19 protein-coding genes and 1 tRNA gene are annotated in these 19,795 nt (G+C 39.4%); 9 read left to right on the forward strand and 11 right to left on the reverse strand.

Translation table 11 applies throughout. From position 1 onward, the window contains the following. Positions 1-3 precede the first annotated feature (3 nt). On the forward strand, positions 4-771 hold the full coding sequence (locus BFP71_RS17415) for an O-methyltransferase (protein ID WP_069836691.1): 768 nt from the start codon (positions 4-6) through the stop codon (positions 769-771). Here the strand turns inward: BFP71_RS17415 and BFP71_RS17420 are convergent. Then, entirely contained in the window at positions 760-1,368 is a 609-nt protein-coding gene (locus tag BFP71_RS17420; RefSeq protein ID WP_245701864.1) for a methyltransferase domain-containing protein, read from the reverse strand. The two genes, BFP71_RS17415 and BFP71_RS17420, sit on opposite strands and share 12 nt — an antisense overlap. Positions 1,369-1,458: 90 nt before the next feature. Here BFP71_RS17420 and BFP71_RS17425 point away from each other — a divergent pair, with 90 nt between their 5' ends. From BFP71_RS17425 to pulA, 3 genes are all read left to right on the forward strand, one after another. Continuing rightward, complete coding sequence (locus BFP71_RS17425) at positions 1,459-2,370, forward strand: hypothetical protein (protein WP_069836692.1); 912 nt, start codon at positions 1,459-1,461, stop codon at positions 2,368-2,370. 106 nt (positions 2,371-2,476) lie between these two features. Further along, positions 2,477-3,769: an MFS transporter gene (locus BFP71_RS17430; RefSeq protein WP_069836693.1), complete on the forward strand. Its 1,293-nt coding sequence runs from the start codon at positions 2,477-2,479 to the stop codon at positions 3,767-3,769. 10 nt (positions 3,770-3,779) lie between these two features. Next, on the forward strand, positions 3,780-5,774 hold the full coding sequence (gene pulA, locus BFP71_RS17435; protein ID WP_069836694.1) for a type I pullulanase: 1,995 nt from the start codon (positions 3,780-3,782) through the stop codon (positions 5,772-5,774). Here the strand turns inward: pulA and BFP71_RS17440 are convergent. Further along, a complete protein-coding gene (locus tag BFP71_RS17440; RefSeq protein ID WP_069836695.1) occupies positions 5,771-6,562 on the reverse strand; it encodes a PhzF family phenazine biosynthesis protein in 792 nt (263 codons plus the stop codon). The two genes, pulA and BFP71_RS17440, sit on opposite strands and share 4 nt — an antisense overlap. Further along, the gene (locus BFP71_RS17445; RefSeq protein WP_245701865.1) at positions 6,543-7,397 is read right to left on the reverse strand and encodes a DMT family transporter; all 855 of its coding nucleotides are present in this window, start codon (positions 7,395-7,397) and stop codon (positions 6,543-6,545) included. Before BFP71_RS17445 ends, BFP71_RS17440 begins: the two co-directional genes overlap by 20 nt. 56 nt (positions 7,398-7,453) lie before the next feature. Between BFP71_RS17445 and BFP71_RS17450 the strand changes: the two genes are divergently transcribed. Further along, entirely contained in the window at positions 7,454-7,897 is a 444-nt protein-coding gene (locus BFP71_RS17450; protein WP_069836696.1) for a peroxiredoxin, read from the forward strand. 41 nt (positions 7,898-7,938) lie between these two features. Continuing rightward, positions 7,939-8,826 carry a hypothetical protein gene (locus BFP71_RS17455; protein WP_069836697.1) on the forward strand — a complete coding sequence of 296 codons (888 nt, stop codon included), beginning with the start codon at positions 7,939-7,941 and terminating at the stop codon, positions 8,824-8,826. Here the strand turns inward: BFP71_RS17455 and BFP71_RS17460 are convergent. Further along, the gene (locus BFP71_RS17460; RefSeq protein WP_088125099.1) at positions 8,810-9,478 is read right to left on the reverse strand and encodes an ABC transporter ATP-binding protein; all 669 of its coding nucleotides are present in this window, start codon (positions 9,476-9,478) and stop codon (positions 8,810-8,812) included. The two genes, BFP71_RS17455 and BFP71_RS17460, sit on opposite strands and share 17 nt — an antisense overlap. Positions 9,479-9,598: 120 nt before the next feature. Here BFP71_RS17460 and sucC point away from each other — a divergent pair, with 120 nt between their 5' ends. The 3 genes from sucC to BFP71_RS17475 all read left to right on the forward strand — a co-directional run bounded on the left by sucC (position 9,599) and on the right by BFP71_RS17475 (position 11,969). Then, entirely contained in the window at positions 9,599-10,810 is a 1,212-nt protein-coding gene (sucC, locus tag BFP71_RS17465) for an ADP-forming succinate--CoA ligase subunit beta (protein WP_069836698.1), read from the forward strand. 5 nt (positions 10,811-10,815) lie between these two features. Beyond that, positions 10,816-10,889 (forward strand) — tRNA-Arg (locus tag BFP71_RS17470). 129 nt (positions 10,890-11,018) lie between these two features. After that, a complete protein-coding gene (locus BFP71_RS17475) occupies positions 11,019-11,969 on the forward strand; it encodes a hypothetical protein (protein ID WP_069836699.1) in 951 nt (316 codons plus the stop codon). Positions 11,970-11,992: 23 nt separating this feature from the next. Here the strand turns inward: BFP71_RS17475 and BFP71_RS17480 are convergent, their stop codons facing one another. The 7 genes from BFP71_RS17480 to BFP71_RS17510 are packed head-to-tail and all read right to left on the reverse strand — an operon-like array spanning position 11,993 to position 19,716. Further along, on the reverse strand, positions 11,993-13,882 hold the full coding sequence (locus BFP71_RS17480) for a polysaccharide biosynthesis protein (RefSeq protein WP_069836700.1): 1,890 nt from the start codon (positions 13,880-13,882) through the stop codon (positions 11,993-11,995). Then, the gene (locus tag BFP71_RS17485; RefSeq protein ID WP_088125100.1) at positions 13,879-15,021 is read right to left on the reverse strand and encodes an aminotransferase class I/II-fold pyridoxal phosphate-dependent enzyme; all 1,143 of its coding nucleotides are present in this window, start codon (positions 15,019-15,021) and stop codon (positions 13,879-13,881) included. The genes BFP71_RS17480 and BFP71_RS17485 overlap by 4 nt, the downstream gene beginning before the upstream one ends. Further along, positions 15,014-15,613 carry an acetyltransferase gene (locus BFP71_RS17490; protein ID WP_069836702.1) on the reverse strand — a complete coding sequence of 200 codons (600 nt, stop codon included), beginning with the start codon at positions 15,611-15,613 and terminating at the stop codon, positions 15,014-15,016. Before BFP71_RS17490 ends, BFP71_RS17485 begins: the two co-directional genes overlap by 8 nt. Next, a complete protein-coding gene (locus tag BFP71_RS17495) occupies positions 15,610-16,218 on the reverse strand; it encodes a sugar transferase (RefSeq protein ID WP_069836703.1) in 609 nt (202 codons plus the stop codon). The genes BFP71_RS17490 and BFP71_RS17495 overlap by 4 nt, the downstream gene beginning before the upstream one ends. Further along, positions 16,211-17,359, reverse strand: a complete 1,149-nt coding sequence (locus BFP71_RS17500) for a glycosyltransferase family 4 protein (RefSeq protein ID WP_069837150.1) — start codon at positions 17,357-17,359, stop codon at positions 16,211-16,213. The genes BFP71_RS17495 and BFP71_RS17500 overlap by 8 nt, the downstream gene beginning before the upstream one ends. Then, positions 17,337-18,593, reverse strand: a complete 1,257-nt coding sequence (locus BFP71_RS17505; RefSeq protein ID WP_069836704.1) for a hypothetical protein — start codon at positions 18,591-18,593, stop codon at positions 17,337-17,339. The genes BFP71_RS17500 and BFP71_RS17505 overlap by 23 nt, the downstream gene beginning before the upstream one ends. Next, positions 18,571-19,716: a glycosyltransferase family 4 protein gene (locus BFP71_RS17510; RefSeq protein WP_069836705.1), complete on the reverse strand. Its 1,146-nt coding sequence runs from the start codon at positions 19,714-19,716 to the stop codon at positions 18,571-18,573. The genes BFP71_RS17505 and BFP71_RS17510 overlap by 23 nt, the downstream gene beginning before the upstream one ends. Positions 19,717-19,795 lie beyond the last annotated feature (79 nt).

Consider the following 19,795-nt stretch of genomic DNA (forward strand, 5'->3'; position numbering starts at 1 on the left):
GTTTTGTTTCAAGTTATTTCCTTTCTGATTTATTGGTTAAAACGGGTGGATGAGCACTCATTACATGCTCCTTTTATCTATAGCTTTTTCACTCAAGTACTCAAACAAAAACACTCCGATTCCCCAGATATAGCGCAAATACATCAGCAGATGTTATCGGATAACCGAAGTATTCAGCTTACTGATTTCGGCGCAGGTTCTAGAGTTTCGTCTAGCGGCCAAAGATCCATTCGGTCTATCGCCAAATATGCCAGTACTCCGGTTAAATTTTCAAAAATGATGAAGCACCTTATTCATCACTTTCAATTTACAGAGGTGCTAGAACTCGGGACTTCTTTGGGTATCAATACACTCTATCTAAGTAGTGATCCGCAAGTGAAAGTGACTACGCTGGAAGGTGACCCGAACATTGCAAAAATAGCTTCAGACAACTTCAAAGCTTCAAAGCGAGAAAACATAGCGTTAATCGTCGGGAATATTGATGAAACACTACCAAAAGTTTTGAAAAACGAGAGAAAAGTTGACCTAGTCTATATAGATGCAAATCATCGATTTGAACCTACATTGAGGTATTTCGATATGATTTTGCTCAACTGCCATAGTGAATCTATTATCATTTTAGACGATATCCATTGGTCTAAAGAAATGGCTTCGGCATGGAAGAACTTGATTTCAAGACCCGAAGTTACGCTCTCTATCGATGTCTTTGAAGCGGGATTATTATGGATTAACCCCAAATTAGATAAGCAACACTACATCCTAAACTTTTGATTTTACCGTCTTTATAAAAAGCTCATTTCCCATTCTAGGCTTTATGGAATTATAAGCTGTTTCCATGGTATCGATCTTAAATTTTGATTCAAATAGCGAAAGATACTCTTCTTTGCTCCCACCAAAAGGAGGTCCATTCTCAGTTAGTGGAAAATTGAACAGTAACCCAACTAATTTACCACCTGGCACCAAAAGCAAGTTCATTTTATTAACGTAGCTCTTTCTCAACTGCGGGTTTAAAGCACAAAAGAATGTTTGCTCAAGAATTAAGTCAAATTGATCTGCTAAGTCGAAAAAGTCTCCTTTTATCAATTGTGCATTTGGTATACCTGGAACTCTACTTTTAAGATTATCCAAAGGGTTTTGCGACAAGTCGACCACATAAATATTCTTAAATCCAGAGTTCCACAGGTACTCTGCCTCATAAGCATTACCAGCTCCTGGAATCAAAATTTTGATTGATTTATCGTCAAGCTGATCGATGTATTCTTTTATGGGCGTAGATACGCTACCTAAATCCCAACCTGTCTGACCTTTCTCATAGCGTGAGGTCCAATAGTCGCTATCGAGTTTAACAATTTCTGTATCTCTTTTCAATGGGATTGAATTATTAAGAAAAGTTTAAGTACTTCGCCAAATATATAACTAGCTAGACGTTATTTGGTTAGTTTATTAATTACCGACTGTATGAGTGAAGATAAAACAAAGCGCAACAGAGACATCATTAGAATTATTCTAATAGCTGTTTTGGCGATCGTTGTGACAGGTGCCATTTTAAAAATTAATGAGGGGGTTAAAGAAAGAGAGGCCATCCAAGCCGAGTATGATGCTACTAGGGCTAATTTGACTTCCAAACTGGATAGTATCTCTATCGAATTGAATGGTAAAATATTAGAGATTTCTGACTTGGGTGGAGACATCGATTCATTGATAATACTTAAAGATTCTATTACTTCTGAGCGAGATCAACTCCAAAGAACGAGAAGAGCAAACAAGGCGCTTATACAACGTCTGGATAAAAAAGTTAATGGCTATGAAGAGCTACTACTAGCCAAAGATGTTGAAATCGCGGATTTGAAGCGAATCAATGACGAATTGCTCGAAGAAAACAACGAGTTGAAAATTGATAAAAACGAGTTGAACGAAACGATTACGGCGGCAGCTGAAAGAGAAAGACAATATCAACAGAAAATCTCTTTGGCAGCTAAACACAGAGCTGAAAACATCAAAATTTTCAATATCAACAGTAGAGGCCGCGAAAAAGAAGGAAACTTTAGAAAACGGCAAGCCCAAAAAATCAAAGTCACATTTAATATCGCTGAAAATGATGTAGCGCCTGTGGCAGGACATAAAATCATGATCCAGTTAGTGGATCCATCAGGCAACGTAATATTTGATGTAGCACGCGGTTCAGGTTCCTTTAAAGTTGACGGAAAGGAACAATTCTATACGGCTATGCAAGAGATTGTTTTCGATAACTCTAAGCAAGAGCTCAGTTTTGTCTATGACAAAGGATCGCAATTTGATACTGGGGATTATAAGGTGATTATACTTGCTGACACCTATGAAATGGGTATTGGCACATTTAACGTGAGATAAGTAAAAGCTTACAACCAATAGAATTAAGGGAGGTGCAAACGTTAGCATTTCCCTTTCGTTTTTAAAGGGCTATCTTTCTTTTTTGGTTTAATCCACTAAGTCCGATATGCTTCCCATTCAAAAGAATTTCAAAAAGTCATTTTTTGTATTACTCAGCTTGCCAGCCACGGCCATGGGCTTTGCCTTGTCTGTGCAAATTGCTGCTTTAAGCTGGATTCTAAACACCAAATTTGGATTCGACTTACATGAAATAGGTATAGTTTGGGCGGCCGGTCCCCTTGCCGGAATCATCGGCCAAGTGATCATTGGAATAGTAAGTGATAAAGTTTGGTTTTGGGGAGGTAGAAGGCGGCCATTCATCTTGATAGGAGGTTTAATTGCTGCTTTGATGCTCTTAGCCCTTCCCAATATCGATAAGATTGGAAATGCACTAGGTGTTGAGGAAATTCTAGGCGTCGCGATCGCCGTAGCTTTGTCACTGGATTTAGCGATCAATATCAGTTTTAACCCAACAAGGTCAATTATCGCAGATGTAACCCCCGAAGGAGATGTCCGAACGAGTGGCTATACTTGGATGCAAACAATCTCTGGTTTCTTCGGCGTTATCGCTTATCTCATTGGTGCATTCGTGAGTAATTACACGCTAATCTATCTGGGGGCGGCCTTAGTATTCATCTTTTCCATTTTCCCTACCCTATTCATATCGGAACCGAAAACACTTGATGCAAGCGAGGGCGACGACTCAAAGAGTCAAGGTGGTACGACCAACATGCCCGAGTTTATCAAAATATGCATTGCTCATGCATTCACCTGGTTGGGTGTCCAAACTATGTTCGTATATACGTTTGCCTACATAAAAGAAAATATAATGGGCTTCGGCACAGCCGATACACTAGCCGATGCTCAAAATGACGAGATTGGATTTATTACTGGTGTTTCCTTTGCAGTGCTAAATACTGTTGGGTTTTTACTCCCTGCTTTAGTCTTAGAACCGATAACAAAGAAAATCGGTCGCGTTAAAACGCATATGCTGTGCATTGCTACAATGGCTATTGGGTATGTCTTGATCATTCTATTCGGTCAAACCTCCACTACATTTTTCGTCCTAATGGTAGTAGTAGGCGTGGGATGGGCCGCGGTTGTGAGTTTGCCTTTCGCCATCATGTCTGAAAAAGTAGATCAGCGAAAAATGGGGCTCTTTATGGGGCTCTTTAACTTATCAGTAGTCGTCCCTCAATTGGTAGCATCTGCGCTTGGTAAGTTTATTAACGATCAGGCCGATAAATCTGTAATATTCATTATCAGTGCTATAGCGCTCGGGATTTCGGCTGTTCTATGGCTCCTAGTTAAAGAAAGTAATTCTACATCTTCAAAATTAAGTCCATCTGGTGGACATTAAATGAATCCTTATGAAGCAAATATTAAGTTCGATCATTCTATTATTCATTTTGCTAATGAGTTGTGATAGTATTGTGACTTATGAGAGTTTCGATGATTTCCCTGTTTACGAAGGAAATGATCTAGGCGCTACTTACTCAAAGTCGGGAACGACCTTTAAAATGTGGTCGCCCGAAGCACAGGAAGTGAAGTTGAACCTTTATAGCGCTGGGGATGGCGATAATTTAGTAGAGACTTTCGCGATGAAAAAAGCAAAGAATGGCGTTTGGACTTTCAAGATAAAGGGTGATGTAGAATCGAGTTATTACACTTACAAGGTGATGCAAAAAGGACAATGGCTTCAAGAAAAGCCAGACTTATATGCTGAAGCCGTTGGCGTAAACGGTCAACGATCCATGGTAGTAGACTTGAGTACCACTGACCCTAAAGGCTGGGAAAATGACAAACGACCAGCGATGAAGAATTATACCGACATCATTTTATACGAATTGCACATTAGGGACATGTCAATCCATGAGAGTTCTGGGGCAAAAAATAAAGGAAAGTATCTAGCCTTTACTGAAAGTGGTACGAAAAGCCCTCAAAATCTAACCACTGGCATGGATCATATGAAGGAATTGGGTATTACTCATGCTCATTTACTTCCAACGTTTGATCACAAATCAATTGATGAAACTAGACTTGACGAAGCGCAGTATAATTGGGGCTATGATCCGCTCAATTATAATGTTCCAGAAGGTAGTTTCTCGACTGATCCTTATGATGGGAAAGTGCGGATTAGAGAATTTAAGGAAATGGTAAAAGCCTTTCACGATAATGGTATCCGTGTGATTTTAGACGTGGTATACAACCACACAGGGCAGACTGAGGATTCAAATTTCAACCAACTCGTGCCGAATTATTTCTACAGACAAAACCTTGAAGGTGGTTTTTCTGATGCTTCGGCCTGCGGTAATGAAACGGCCTCAGAACGCTACATGATGCGCAAATACATGGTTGAATCTGTGAAACACTGGGTAAATGAATACCATTTAGATGGTTTTCGGTTCGATCTTATGGGTATTCATGACATTGAAACCATGAATGAAGTAAGTGCAGCCGTACGGGCAATTGATCCTACAATTTTTGTCTACGGTGAAGGTTGGACCGCCGGTGCTTCTCCACTACCCTCAGAACAGCAAGCGTTGAAAGCCAATACCTACAAAATGGAAAAGGTATCGGCGTTTAGCGACGACCTAAGAGATGGTTTAAAAGGAAGTGTCTTCGAGCATGAACAACGTGGTTTTGTAAGCCAAGGAAAAGGCATGAAAGAAAGTATCAAATTTGGAATAGTCGCTTCAACTCAACATCCACAGCTAGACTATAAAGCTGTGAATTACTCTGATGCACCTTGGGCTTCTGAACCTTCACAAACGATCAGCTACGTTTCGTGCCATGATAACCATACCTTATACGACAGATTAAAAATATCCAATCCAGAAGCTAGCGAAGCCGAACTTATTCAAATGCATAAACTGGCCGAAACGATCGTATTAACTTCTCAAGGGGTACCTTTTATACATGCCGGTATGGAAATGCTGAGAACTAAAAATGGTGAAGAAAACTCCTATCAATCGCCTGATGAAATTAACCAAATCGATTGGAATAGAAAGGCTGAATATATTGACCTATTCAACTACTACAAGGCATTAATTGCGCTAAGAAAAAACCATCCGGCCTTTAGAATGCCAGATACCGAAATGATTCAGGAACATCTAGAATTTATTGACACAGACGGTGAAAATTTTCTCGGTTACCAGATTAAGGACAATGCCAATGGAGATTCATGGAAGAACATATTAGTGTTGCTCAATGGATCAGATTTGAATAAAACGATCGCTTTACCAAAAGGTGAATGGACACTTGTCAATGATGGTAGTCAAATCAACGAATCAGGAATTGGTCGCAAAAGATCTGGTAGTCTTACCGTTAAAGCTCGTACACCTCTGATCTTGATGAAAAACTAAAAGTCAAAATTAGATTCAAAAACTTTAACCGCATTGCCGGTTATTACTACTCGATCGCCTTTTAAAGTGAGCCAAAGATCGCCACTTCTGCTTGAAGCTTGAAGGGCTTTAAAGGAGTCCTGTCCTTTTCTGTTTGCCCAGTAAGGCGTCAATATGGTGTGCATAAAACCAGTAACAGGGTCTTCTTTGATTCCTAAGTTTGGCGCAAAGTATCTTGAAGCAAAATCATACTGTTCATTCCCACACCAGACTGAAACGATCACGCCGTTTTTGGCTAGACTTGCTATAACACCCGAATCAGGATCGGTACTGAACAAGTCCTCCGGATTCTTTAGAATAACTATTAATTCACCGGGGATTCTTAAGGTTTCTATAACCTCTCCCCCAAATAGTTTTTCAATTTTATTGATGTCCTCATCCGCTTTATTCGGTATGGTAGACGGAAAGTCCATGGACAATGAACCATTACTGTTCTTAGTTACAATTAATTGACCACTCAGCGTGTTAAAAATAATTGGCTCAGTTTTGTTCCAATATCCCTCTTCAAATAAGACAAACGCCGATGCCAAAGTAGCATGCCCACAAAGCGGCACTTCTCTGGCTGGTGTAAACCACCTTAAATCACAGGACTCCTCGCCTAACCTCACAAAAGCCGTTTCGGAAAGATTCATCTCCAAGGCTATACTTTGCATTTGTGCCTCCGATAACTCACGATCGACTATACAAACAGCTGCAGGGTTACCTCTAAATACCTCCTTCGTAAACGAATCAACCTGATATAACTTCACGCTTTTTTCTGTTTTTAAATGTCACATTTAGTACTACGCCCAACATCACTGCGGTCATCCCTAAGTAGGTTTGCAGATTAAAACTCTCGTCGAAAAACACGTAGCCAAAACCTAGGGCATAGATGATTCCAATAAAATTAATATTGGCCACTTTTGCCAGCTCTTCAGACTGATATGATTTGGTCATAAAATATTGTGCAAACTGAGTTAATACGCCAACACCCAATAAATAAACCCATTCTTCTCCTTCAGGCATTACCCAATTGAAGCCAGAATAAATACTAACGATCGGCAAGGTGACTAATGGGAAATAAAAGATGATAACCAACGGATGTTCGGACGTCTTTAGCTTTCTAATCATGTTATAAGCAACGCCTGAAAAGAAGGCCGCACCAACACCCAACAGGGCCATTAAAGTAGAAATTCGAGTATCAAAGCCTTTGATCATCACTATACCTGCAAAAGAAATAGCGAAGAATAACCATTGGAGATTGTTTACTTTTTCCTTTACGATCCAGATACCCAAAATGGATGTAAATATTGGGCTAAGAAACATCAACGTGACAGCACTGGCTAAAGGAATTTCCTGAAGTGTCGTAAAAAACATTATCAATGCAATGGCTCCTGCAAGACCTCTAAAGAAGAGAATTTTACGATTCGTACCGAGCAATGGTATTTTCTTTACCTTAAGTGAAATACCGGACATCAGAAAGGAAACAATTGACCTGAACAATATGATCTCTATTGCAGGAATGTTTGGAAGGAACTTAATGAGCACGTTCATAATTGCAAAAATGAGCGTGGCCAAAAGCATATAAAGAACTCCTTTTGACATGATCAAACGAATATCTGGTTTTATAGTAGATTTAACAGAATAAAAGACCTTTTTCTATGGCGTTAAACAAGGGTGCAAAAGCTCCAGAATTTAAGTTACCAAGCACAAGTGATGAGAACTTCGTTCTCAGGGATAACGTTCCTTGTATCATCTATTTTTACCCTAAAGATTTCACACCGGGCTGTACAGAAGAAGCGTGTAGTTTTCGAGATGGGTTTGCTGAGTTAAGAGGTTTGGATGTGGCCGTTTTTGGAATAAGCAGAGACTCCATAAGTCAACACAAAAAATTTAAAAGTGCTCACAACCTTCCATTTGAATTACTCAGCGACGCCAACGGAAATGTCTGTAAAGCATACGACGCTTTAATTCCTGTGGTAAAAATCCCTAAAAGAGTAACCTACTTAATAGATAAAGAACTCAGGATCAAAGCGGTGTACTCCGATCTATTTGGAGCTAAAAAACACTTAGAACGGATGATTTCAGAATTAAAAGTTGAATAAAACACGAAAATGTTCGTTCGAATTATAAATTTGTAGTTCGCATGAAAAACATACGTTCAAGTAAGTATACTCTACTCCTCCTCTTTCTTTTAGTCAGCTCAATTGGCACTGCTCAGCAGTACGTGACTACTGGCGATTTTGATAGGATTTCTAAGGCATCTTTCGGCTTTGGTATGAACACCTATTTAGGTGAACTGAGAAGAATTAATGATGCTGACTTACAAGCAGGTTTAAGTGCGACTCTAGGTTATGAACACCTATTCACCGATAAGTTGGCTATCAGAACATCGTTAAGTGTTTACAGAATACAAGCAGATGATTCACTTTCGCCAATACCAGCCAACAACACTAGAAACATCAACTTCAAGGCTGTTAACACCGAGTTTGTCGTTCAAGGTGTCTATTACATGTTTAGACACCCAAGATCAGGTTACAAGGACAGAGCATTTCTCAACCCTTACATACATCTTGGGGCTGGAATCACGAGTAATAATCCCAAAACTTCTTTAAACGGCAGTGATTACGATTTAAGACCTCTTTCGTTGGAAGGGGTACAATATGGAGGTATTGCCTTAGTTATACCATTTGGTGGTGGCGTGAATATTTACATCTCCAGGTATGTAGACTTACAAGTAGAGTTTCAATACACCCAAGCACTAACGGGCTACTTGGACAATGTAAACGGTGTTTATAGAGACCCTTCGTCCTTTTCAGATACAAATGGAGTTGACGCTGCGACTTTAGGTTTATTATCTGATCCAAGAACAGCACTAAACCCACCTGTTCAAGCCGTTTCGGCAGGAACCCCTAGAGGTGATGGAACCAATGATGCTTATTTAAGATTTGGATTTCGTTTTGGTGTTTACTTACCTAAATCACTATACGGTAAATCATCAATTCGATGTAAAGTCACTAAGCGGACGCGATAACACCATCTGCAATTTCTACCTTCCGATCAGACATTTGAGCTAATTCAGGGTTGTGCGTGACAATTACGAATGTCTTGTCAAAATCATCACGAAGCTTGAAGAAAAGCTTGTGAAGTTCTTCCGCATTTTTCGAATCTAAATTTCCGCTTGGCTCATCTGCAAAAATAATCGCGGGATCATTAATTAATGATCGGGCTACCGCTACTCTTTGTTGCTCACCTCCAGATAATTCAGAGGGCTTATGTAAAGCACGTTTACCCAAACCGAGGCTATTCAAAAGTTCTGTTGCTCTTGACCTGACGGCTTTCTCTGGCCTACCACCAATAAACCCAGGCAAACACACATTTTCTAAAGCCGTAAATTCAGGTAGTAGATTATGAAACTGAAAAACAAAACCCAGCTTTTTATTTCTGAAACTCGCCAGCTGTTGACTTGATAAATCGGCGACTCTGGTTTCATCTATCAGTAGATCACCGCCATCCGATAAATCGAGTGTTCCTAGTATATGCAGGAGTGTACTTTTACCAGCTCCTGAAGCCCCAACGATTGAAAGAATCTCTTTTCCACCTACCTCTAAATCAACTCCATTTAACACCTTTAGCGTCGAATAAGACTTGGTTAATTTTGTTGCAGAAAGTATGGGTTTGTTCATATCGATTCAAACATAAGGATTAAAGTAATACAACCATCACCGAGATATCAGTAATAGTCCGATTTCACTTGTAATTATAAGCCCAAAGGTATAGCTTCGCACAAAATTTGAGACAAGGATATGAACATTCATGAGTACCAAGCCAAAGAGCTTTTAAAGGGATACGGAGTTAAGATTCAAGAAGGAATTGTTGCAGACTCACCAGCTGACGCAACAAATGCCGCTAAAAAACTCAATGAAATGACCGGCACTAGCTGGTATGTACTAAAAGCTCAAATCCATGCGGGTGGGCGTGGAAAGGGCAAGGTTCAAGAAACTGGTTCTAATGGAGTGGTCTTAGCCAAAAGCTTGGACGAAGTAGCTCCTAAATCTGAGGCGATACTTGGTGGCACTTTGGTGACTCACCAAACTGGCCCAGAAGGTAAAAAGGTTAACAAGATTCTAATTGCTCAAGATGTATACTACCCTGGCGATTCGGAACCGAAAGAATACTACTTGTCCATTCTTTTGGATCGTGCAAAAGGTTGCAACGTTATTATGGCTTCTACCGAAGGTGGTATGGACATTGAAACTGTAGCTGAAGAAACTCCGGAAAAGATTATCAAAGAGTGGATTGATCCTAACGTTGGACTACAAGGCTTTCAAGCTAGAAAAGTTGCATTTAAGTTAGGTCTCGAAGGGCAAGCCATGAAGGAGATGGTAAAATTCATCTTTTCTTTATATAAGGCTTATGAAAACAGCGATGCCTCTCAATTCGAAATCAATCCAGTTCTTAAAACATCAGACAATCAGATCTTAGCAGTAGATGCTAAGGTAAATCTAGATGACAACGGTCTTTTCAGACATAAAGACTTATTAGAATTAAGAGATGTTACTGAGGAAGACCCTGCAGAAGTTGAGGCTGGAGAATACGGTCTAAGCTATGTGAAGTTAGATGGTAACGTTGGATGTATGGTAAATGGTGCTGGTTTAGCTATGGCTACCATGGATATCATTAAATTATCTGGTGGAGAGCCAGCTAACTTTTTGGATGTTGGGGGAACTGCTAACGCTGAGACAGTTGAAGCTGGTTTCAGAATTATCATGAAGGACCCAAATGTGAAGGCAATCCTAATAAACATTTTTGGTGGTATCGTAAGATGTGACCGAGTAGCTAATGGTGTAGTGGAAGCCTTCAAAAAAATCGGAAATATTGAAATTCCGATCATTGTAAGATTACAAGGGACAAATGCTGAAGAAGCAGCTAAAATCATTAATGAAAGTGGTTTGGCAGTAGAATCTGCAATAGTTTTAAAAGATGCAGCACTAAAAGTTCAAGCTGCACTGAAATAGTATTAGCATTCGTAGCTCAACTGGATAGAGCACCAGATTTCGGCTCTGGGGGTTGAGGGTTCGACTCCTTCCGAGTGCGCTAAGTCTTCTGAACGTCATCAGAAGACTTTTTTTTGCTCTATTTTATGTTAAATTTGAATTCCTCTTCCGAGATTATTTTGCTCTCAGCCACCATTTAATTAGCTTTGTACTAATTGAGATTATCTCGATGCGAAAAATTACTTTCATCTTATGCCTTTTTATAGCGTTTGTTGACATAGCAGATGCTCAAAGTTTCTACTCCAGAAGAAGAGACCGTCTATGGATGGCTTCTTATGGACTTGGACTTGCTACCTATCATGGAGACATGCACGACGTGCTTTATGATGGATTCTCTAGTGCCTCTGGATGGAGCCTAAATGGCGGAATCCGTAGAAAGTTTGGCTCTCAACTCTCTTTAAGACTTGACCTTAACTATTATCAAATCGGTGGCGATGACGCCGAAGGTGGTGCTAACGCAATCATTAACCGACCAGGTGGAAGAGCTTCGGGTGAAAATGATACTCGATTTATCAGAAATTTAAATTTCCGTTCTCGGAACCTAGAATTATCTTTATTAGCAGTATTTAACCTAATTCCAGTTGATGGAAGCTATACAAGACGCCCTGTCGTGAATCCATACTTACTTTTTGGTATAGGAAGAACCACAAATAGACCGAAAACATATCTGCCAGGCGATCAAGGGAATTATTCGGTGAATTTATGGGAAATACAAACTGAAGCTGCCGCTCCTGTTTCATCCTACCCTAAAGCTGTTACTGTTATTCCTTTCGGAGTTGGTCTAAGAATAAAGGCTAGTCGACAAATAGACATTTTATTGGAAGGAGCTAGAAGGTTTACATTTACCGATTATTTAGATGACGTCGCAACTGTTTACCCAAGTATTAGCGAAGTTATTGAGTGGAATGGAGGGCCAGGATCTGAACAAGCTAATATAGCTGCACAAATCTACGACAGGTCTGTAGAAGGAGGTTTTGAGGCTAGATTGAAGGGGAATACACGAGGAAGAGAAAATAACGATGCGTACTATATCTTCTCAATAAGGCTTGAATTCTACTTGCCAGATAACTTCCTTTCAGAATTATTATCACCATCAAGAAGGAAGCCTAAGTTCAGGTAAGAACTTTTACCAAATCGTACTTATTAGTCCAAAACTTCGAAACGAGAAGCTTTACTCTTGTATTCTATTATTAGAGATTTAAGCTGCCCAACTAATTCAAAGTCTTTTGTTTCCTTTTCTTCGTTAAGAAGGTTGCTTAATGCATCAAAATCTGTTTTGACATCAGCAAAGTCCACCTTACGCGTATTGGCGATCATGATTTTTGGATGGTGTGTCGCCATATTGTTTTCTTCATCACCAAGAAGTTCTTCAAAAAGCTTCTCCCCCGGCCTCAAGCCTGTGAATGATATCTCAATATCTTTTCCTTCAACCAAGCCCGAGAGTTGAATCATCCTTTTGGCCAAGTCTACAATTTTAACGGACTTACCCATATCAAAGACAAAGATCTCACCACCAGTACCCATAGTAGCAGCTTCAAGAACAAGACTACAGGCTTCAGGAATAGTCATGAAGTAACGTGTGATATCGGGATGCGTAACGGTAATTGGCCCTCCTTTTTGTATTTGCTTCTTAAAAATCGGAATCACTGAACCGTTAGATCCTAAAACGTTTCCAAATCTAGTCGTAATAAAGCTTACGTTAGATTTACCTACCGTACTCAACAGCTCATTTAACGACTGAACATAGATTTCTGCGGCCCGTTTTGTAGCCCCCATTACACTAGTTGGATTCACCGCTTTGTCAGTAGAAATCATGACAAACTTTTGTACTTCAAACTCAACTGAAATATCCGCCAAGTTCTTAGTCCCCATAATATTACAGGCTATAGCCTCGGAAACATTTATTTCCATCATCGGTACATGCTTATAAGCCGCAGCGTGAAATACTATATCTGGTTTATGAATAGAAAAGCACTCTCTAATGCGATTTAAATTTGTAACATCAGCTATAAAACAGGTCAAGCGGTCCTGCATATTGATTATACCTCGAATTTCATTTTCAATCTCGAATAACCCTGTCTCTGATTGATCTAGCAGTACAACTTTTGCAGGTTCATACCTGACAAGTTGCCTCACTATTTCTGCCCCAATAGACCCAGCAGCACCCGTCACGAGGATTGATTTCCCATTTACTTCCTTAGAAACATATTGATTGTTTAACACAATCATATTTCGGCCTAGTAGATCTTCAATTCTAACTTCTTTAATCTGAGAAATATCAAATTCACCACCAATCCACTGATCTGCCGTAGGAACTGTTGATACTTTAATACCAAATTCTAGACACTTATCTACAAGGTCATTTTTACGTTCTAATGAAATTTTGGAAGCTGCAATAATCAATTCAGTAGGTCCATACTTCATGACTACCTTTTGGAATTCCTCTATCGCCGAAAATATCTTTACACCAGAAAGTATATTCCCAATCTTCCGATCGTTGTCCTCTAAGAAACCGACAACCTTGATGTTCGAACTGGTATCATTGTCCAAAAGTTGCTTAGTAAGCATTCCGGATTGGCCAGCCCCCATGATCAAAATTTTGCGTTGCGCTTTTGGAACAGTTCTATAGAAAGCGAAGAGTTCTTTCACCAGGAGTCGATAACTTATGGTGGCAACAAGTGATGCTAGAAAGGCTATCACAGCAACAGAATTTGGAACAGAATTCTTGGAGATATAATTGACCGCCAAAACTATGAGCAGGGTCAGTAAATTGGCGTAAAATACACGAACAGTATCTTGAGTACCAGTATACCTGATTATTCCTGCAAAACTGCGAGTAAGCAATGAGCTGATTAAACCAGCAGCTGTAAAAATTATAATGCCTCTTACAAAATCGTATTCATAAAGCTGATCTAATTGAAAATTTAGCCTCAAAAGGTAGGCTGCAAGCGCCGAAAAGGAGAATACCATTAAATCGATGAATACAATGATCCACCTAGGCAATACATTTAATGTCTTTATTCTACTAATCATCTATTACTTAGCGTATTTTCGATATTCTCCTTTATCCGAGACAACTCTTCTTCACCCAAGTTAGAACCAGAAGGTAAACAAAGACCATTTTGAAACAATGTTTCTGATACGTGACCACCATAAAACGGATAAGATTCAAAAATTGGTTGCTTATGCATAGGCTTCCACAAAGGTCTTGATTCGATATTATCCTCTAGCATTCTAAGCCTCAGCGTCTCTCTGTCGATTCCTGCATTTTCTGTATTTATATTAACCGCTGTAAGCCAATGGTTAGAAAAGAACTTATCATTTGGTTCAGTCAATACATCAATACCATCGATATCTTCAAATATCCCCTTATAAAACTGGTTAATCTCTCGCCTTTTCTGAACCCATTCGTCGAGCACTATCATTTGCCCTCTTCCTATACCTGCGACAACGTTTGACATTCTATAGTTGTATCCTATTTCGCTATGCTGGTAATGAACAGCGTTATCTCTGGCTTGAGTAGCTAGGAATCTTGCTTTTTGAATCCATTTCTGGTTGTTAGAAAGTAGCGCTCCCCCCCCAGAAGTTGTAATTATTTTATTGCCATTAAATGAGAAAACGCTCAAATCACCAAATGAACCCAGCTTTTTATCGCCATAAGATGAGCCTAATGCTTCCGCAGCATCTTCTATGATCGGAATTTCAAATTCTTGACAAACAGATATTATTTCATCCAGCTTGGCAGGCATACCATAAAGATGAACTAGAATTAACGCCTTAGGCTTTCTACCCTTAGAAATCCTATCCAGTATTGCTTCTTTCAAGGCCAAAGGATCAATGTTCCAAGTATCTGATTCACTGTCTATCATGATAGGGACAGCACCTTGATAGACAATAGGGTTAATCGAGCCAGAAAATGTAAAACTCGAGACTAAGACTTCGTCACCTCGTTCAATACCCAAGATGATTAATGCTAAGTGAATTGCCGCTGTACCGCTTGTCAATACTGCGGCATGCTCCACACCAGAGTAATCTTGTAAATCAGTCTCAAAACCGTCTACGTTTGGACCCAGGGGTGCTACCCAGTTTGAATCAAATGCCGACTGCACAAAGTTCTGCTCGTGCCCACTCATGTGGGGTGAAGACAGCCAAATCCTTGGTTTTTCACTCATTATATCTAATTATTCGGCCAGGATTTCCGACTACAACAGCTCGATCTGGAACATCTTCAATTATTACTGATCCACCACCGATTGTGACCCACTTTCCAATTTTTAGATTAGGTAAAACTGTGGCCCCTGCACCGATTTGCGTCCCCTCACCTACTTCAATTGTTCCGCATAAAGTCGCATTGGGTGAAACATGTACAAAGTCTTTCAAATCACAATCGTGATCTACTGAAGCCGTCGTGTTAATAATACAATGATTCCCTATTGTGGTGGCACTATTTATAATCGCTCCAGCCATAACAACCGAGCCTTGTCCTATAACAACTCCATCTCCAAGAACTGCATTTGGGTGAACTGCCCAGCCATATTTCACGCTCAACTTATCAGCTAGTTTTTTACGAATAAGATTAGAGCCTATGGATATTATGACCTCATCAGACTCCTTTTCTTTGTAATCCGGCTCATGAATCACTTTATAAGATTGTAACTCCGTGATACTTCTATCAGCATCAACCAAGAAGTCAACTTCAATACCTTCCTTTTCAAGAATATCTATGATCACTTTCGCATGTCCTGAGGCTCCGTATAATATCATTCTGGTGATCCTGTGAATTTTTCCATAGTAACTGAAGTATCCGAACTGATGTCCTGTGGTTTCAAGACCTTTAGGACAGTTAAAAATAAGATTTTCATATCTAAGCCAAAAGATTGGTGACTCACATACCAAACGTCAAGCTCAAATTTCTTTTCCCAACTCAGTGCATTTCTGCCGTTAATCTGTGCCCAACCAGTAATTCCGGGCCGAACATCATGCCTTTTTGACTGCTCAGCATTATAAAGACCCAAATATTCTACTAAAAGAGGCCTAGGGCCGACTAGAGACATATCCCCTAAAATTACGTTCATCAATTGCGGAATTTCATCTAATGATAGCTTTCTCACTAAACTTCCAACCCATGTAAGCCTGTCTTTATCAGGTAACAAATTACCATCCGCATCCTTGGCATCAGTCATGGTTTTGAACTTGAAAATCTTAAATATACGACCTTGAAGCCCAGGACGAGATTGAAAAAAAAACGGTGTATCTCGGTTAACAAGCAATAACAACAAAGCCGTCAATAAAAAAACTGGAGATAGAATTGTAAAACCAATAAGCCCAACAAAGAAATCAAAAAGCCTTTTGCCTCCTCTTTTATACATTGGTTAACTGCATAAATTCAAAAATTCGACTGTTAATCTTATTCACATCAAACTTTTCTCGAGCCATGCTTAAACTCGCTATTCCCATTGATCGAATTGCTTGGGGGGTTTTGATAAAGTATTCCATCCTATCTCGCAGGACATCTGCATTCTTTGTTGGTACCAGAAAACCATTCTCACCCTCAACAACAGTCTCTCTACAGCCTGGATGATCAGTGGTTATTATAGGTTTGGACATAGCCATAGCCTCTTGTATTGTTCTCGGTAATCCTTCATTGTAGTAAGTCGGTAAAACAAAGACATCGGCATTATCCATAAATGGACGAATGTCATCCGTGGTACCCAAATAAGTTATAACCCCAGTGGCGTCCATTGCCTCAATTTCTTCTTTAGAAATTCCTCCCGGATTTGGATCTACCCATCCCAAAAGTTGTACTTCAAAGTTATCGTAGTACTTTTTGAGCTGTTTCGTTGCTTCAAAAAGCTCCGGAATTCCTTTTTCCTTGATAAGTCTAGCGACAAACAAGAACTTAATCTTGTCCAAATCCTCACGATTCTTGCTTTTAGAAGCATGGTAGTAAGCTAAATCTACACCTGTGCCCTCTATTACAGTCGAGTTTGCGTTTTTCGATATAATACTCTCTTCGATGAAAAATATCTCATCATTTGAGTTCTGAAAGATAATCCCTTCAACATTGGAAAGTGATCTTTTATAAAGCCTCTTTACTATACTCCTAATTGTTTGTGCTTTGAAGGTGTTTGAATCAAAGCCTGAACCTCGGCCAGTTATTAAGGCGTATTTCTTTACGTTTTTTTTTCCTGAGGCCATCAATCCAAAAATTACTGGCTTGATCGTATAGGCTAAAACATAATCGGGTTTTATAGCCCTTATTTCCTGTTTTAACTGCCTAAAGGCTAACAAGTCTTTAATTGGGTTTAGACCGGTACGCTCAAAATTGTTAGAAATGCACGTAACTCCCAAGGCTTCAACTTTAAGGCGAGTATCTTGATCGACAAAGGGTGCGGTGGCGTACACGTCAAATTTAAGCGTAAGCGCTCTTAATAGCGGGCCACGAAAGTTGATCAGTGAGGATGCGAATCCACCAATTAAAAGAAATTTAGGCTTTTTGGAGTGCTGCAATTTCTCTGAGTTTTTCCTCTCTCCGCCTTTTCTTTTTCTGGGCAAGGAACATCACCCGTTTATCTGAATAAGCATAAATTATAATAAACATGAAAGGATATAAAATTATCCTTTGCCTTGCGATAAGCCCTAAATTACTTAACGCTAAACCTGCTCCAACAGAGAATAATATGATAAAAATTAGGCTAAATGCCACAAGTCTATCTTTCTGTATCATTCTAATAGCCCTAAAAACTGCTTTCCGATTTCTAAGTGCCAGAAACCAAATGAAGTATATATCAAAAAAACTAATTACCTGCAACGCACTACGAACTTCCCATGGAAAAGGTCTCAGAAGTATATTCACTGGTGCAAAAATAAAAGCCAACGGCCCCCGAAAAAGCTGGATTTGACTACCTCCATAAGAGGATTTAGCTCGTTGGTCTGTGGCGTAGTTCGTAACTTCTGTAACTTCATTAACTCCGACAACCGACAAAAAGTATAAGGCGCCCACAACAGAAAGGACTAATATGGCAACATTCTGAAAAGTGAATTTCTTAAAGGAACCAAGGAAGTAAGATCCAGCTAAAGAAAACGCGAGAATAGCAGCAACTTGTGGTCTCACTAAATAGCACCAAAGTAAGCCAAAAGCCATTACATAAATACTTTGTTTTCTTTTCTTAGAGACCATGCCTGTTAAGAAGACAGCCACGCCAAAAATCATCCAAGTATCCTTACTTATACTAGCTGTCCAGAACCATAACGAGGGGTACAAAAGCACCAATGTTAGGTACCATTTATAATCAATCCCACCATAGGCTCTGAAAAATACTTTTGCAAAGAAAAATAGGCCAATTAAACAAAGGGAAGAATATAATAACCATGTACCCCGAAAGCTCTCACCAACCAAAAGAATTGCAAATGCGGCTGGGTACCCGACAAAATTTGTTCCTGTTAGTGCAGGACCTCTCCAAATATCCGAGTTAAAAAAGGGTTCTAGACTGAATTCCTTAAAATAATCCGCAAACCTCTGACCCCACCTAAAATAAACAACGGGGTCGGCGGCTCCACTATAAATTGAAAAGACGACAAAAGAATATGCAAGAACACCGATTATTCTCAAGAATATGGATCCTCCCATTATACCACGAAATTGGCTTGGAATATTTCTATACCCAACCAAAGTCACGATAATAGTGAAAAGTACAATGGCTATAAAAAGGCCAGGTAGTTCAAATCCTCCTTGACCTCTCATAGAATGCAATTGTCTCCGTCACCATGCGATTTAAATTATAATATTCCATCAAGTTAGAATATGCATTTTCGGCTATTCTAGTTTGAACTTCTGGGTTTTCAAAGATTGAAATCAGTTGATTAGCCAACTTCCTAATATCATAAGGCTCAACATGATATCCAGATTCAGCGTGCTTCATTAATTCATTTCCCGCTGGCACATCCCATGATACAACAGGAGTTTTGGCGGCAAAAGCCTCAAGAAAAACAACACCAAAGCCTTCAGAGACTGAAGGCACCACCACAATATCACTATTAGCCATATATTCCCCTACATTCTCACTATAACCCAAAAATGAAATTTGATCCTTAAGCCTTAAGTTACACACCTTTCTCTTTAGTTCATCTTCTAAATCACCAGTACCTGCAATTAACAGTTTAACCTCAGAGCTGTACTCTTTCTTAACTAATTCCATTGCATCTATTAGAAACTGATGTCCTTTAAAGGCTACGAGACGTCCGACAATAATCAATTGTTTTTTGGCTAATCGAAATTGAGACAGTCCTTTTGTTTCAAAATGATTTGCCATATCAAAACCATAATGTATCAACTCCATTTTATCGGATGTAGATAGTTTAGTTTTAACAAAAAAATCTCTTAAACCTTTAGAAATGGTAAAGGATGCACGCATTCTTTTCTCAGACCATTTACTTATTAAAAAATAAGGTGTTTTGGTCTGTTTAGACGCATCAAACCCATACTTCGAAGTGAAGGCATTATCATAGCCATGCTTTGTCGAAACCAAGGTGTACTTTCCTTGGAAAAGAAGTTTCGCTAATGCCAAATAAAAATCTGCATGAATAAGATGCGTATGTATAAGATCATAACTTCCGGCTTTAGCTACCCTATGTATTTTAGCCAACACCCAAGGAGTAGGATATTTACTAATATTAATCTCATGGACTTTTACTCCCATGTTAGTGAGGCGGTCTACAAATTCGCCCCCTTTCCCCCCTTGAAGGTTGGTGTATAATCTTAGAAATTCTATTACAACATTTTCGTCAAGCAGGCCTGGAATAACTTTCAACTGATAGTTTTCAGCACCAAATATTCCTCCTTCTTTCTGTACAAAAAGTATTTTCACGGATATAGTTATTAGTAAATTCTAATGCTTTAAAACAAGTCAGATACTATTGTAAGACCTCATCAAATATAGTGCAATC

The organism is Roseivirga misakiensis, from assembly GCF_001747105.1.
Lineage (GTDB): Bacteria > Bacteroidota > Bacteroidia > Cytophagales > Cyclobacteriaceae > Roseivirga > Roseivirga misakiensis.

Bases quoted from the DNA above. Each gene is read 5' to 3' on its own strand.
- BFP71_RS17475 (WP_069836699.1), top strand. From the start codon at position 11,019: ATGCGAAAAATTACTTTCATCTTATGCCTTTTTATAGCGTTTGTTGAC.
- BFP71_RS17480 (WP_069836700.1), bottom strand. From the start codon at position 13,882: ATGATTAGTAGAATAAAGACATTAAATGTATTGCCTAGGTGGATCATT.
- BFP71_RS17460 (WP_088125099.1), bottom strand. From the start codon at position 9,478: ATGAACAAACCCATACTTTCTGCAACAAAATTAACCAAGTCTTATTCG.
- BFP71_RS17445 (WP_245701865.1), bottom strand. From the start codon at position 7,397: ATGTCAAAAGGAGTTCTTTATATGCTTTTGGCCACGCTCATTTTTGCA.
- BFP71_RS17450 (WP_069836696.1), top strand. From the start codon at position 7,454: ATGGCGTTAAACAAGGGTGCAAAAGCTCCAGAATTTAAGTTACCAAGC.
- BFP71_RS17430 (WP_069836693.1), top strand. From the start codon at position 2,477: ATGCTTCCCATTCAAAAGAATTTCAAAAAGTCATTTTTTGTATTACTC.
- BFP71_RS17485 (WP_088125100.1), bottom strand. From the start codon at position 15,021: ATGAGTGAAAAACCAAGGATTTGGCTGTCTTCACCCCACATGAGTGGG.
- sucC (WP_069836698.1), top strand. From the start codon at position 9,599: ATGAACATTCATGAGTACCAAGCCAAAGAGCTTTTAAAGGGATACGGA.
- BFP71_RS17505 (WP_069836704.1), bottom strand. From the start codon at position 18,593: ATGAGAGGTCAAGGAGGATTTGAACTACCTGGCCTTTTTATAGCCATT.
- pulA (WP_069836694.1), top strand. From the start codon at position 3,780: ATGAAGCAAATATTAAGTTCGATCATTCTATTATTCATTTTGCTAATG.
- BFP71_RS17425 (WP_069836692.1), top strand. From the start codon at position 1,459: ATGAGTGAAGATAAAACAAAGCGCAACAGAGACATCATTAGAATTATT.
- BFP71_RS17455 (WP_069836697.1), top strand. From the start codon at position 7,939: ATGAAAAACATACGTTCAAGTAAGTATACTCTACTCCTCCTCTTTCTT.
- BFP71_RS17490 (WP_069836702.1), bottom strand. From the start codon at position 15,613: ATGATATTATACGGAGCCTCAGGACATGCGAAAGTGATCATAGATATT.
- BFP71_RS17495 (WP_069836703.1), bottom strand. From the start codon at position 16,218: ATGTATAAAAGAGGAGGCAAAAGGCTTTTTGATTTCTTTGTTGGGCTT.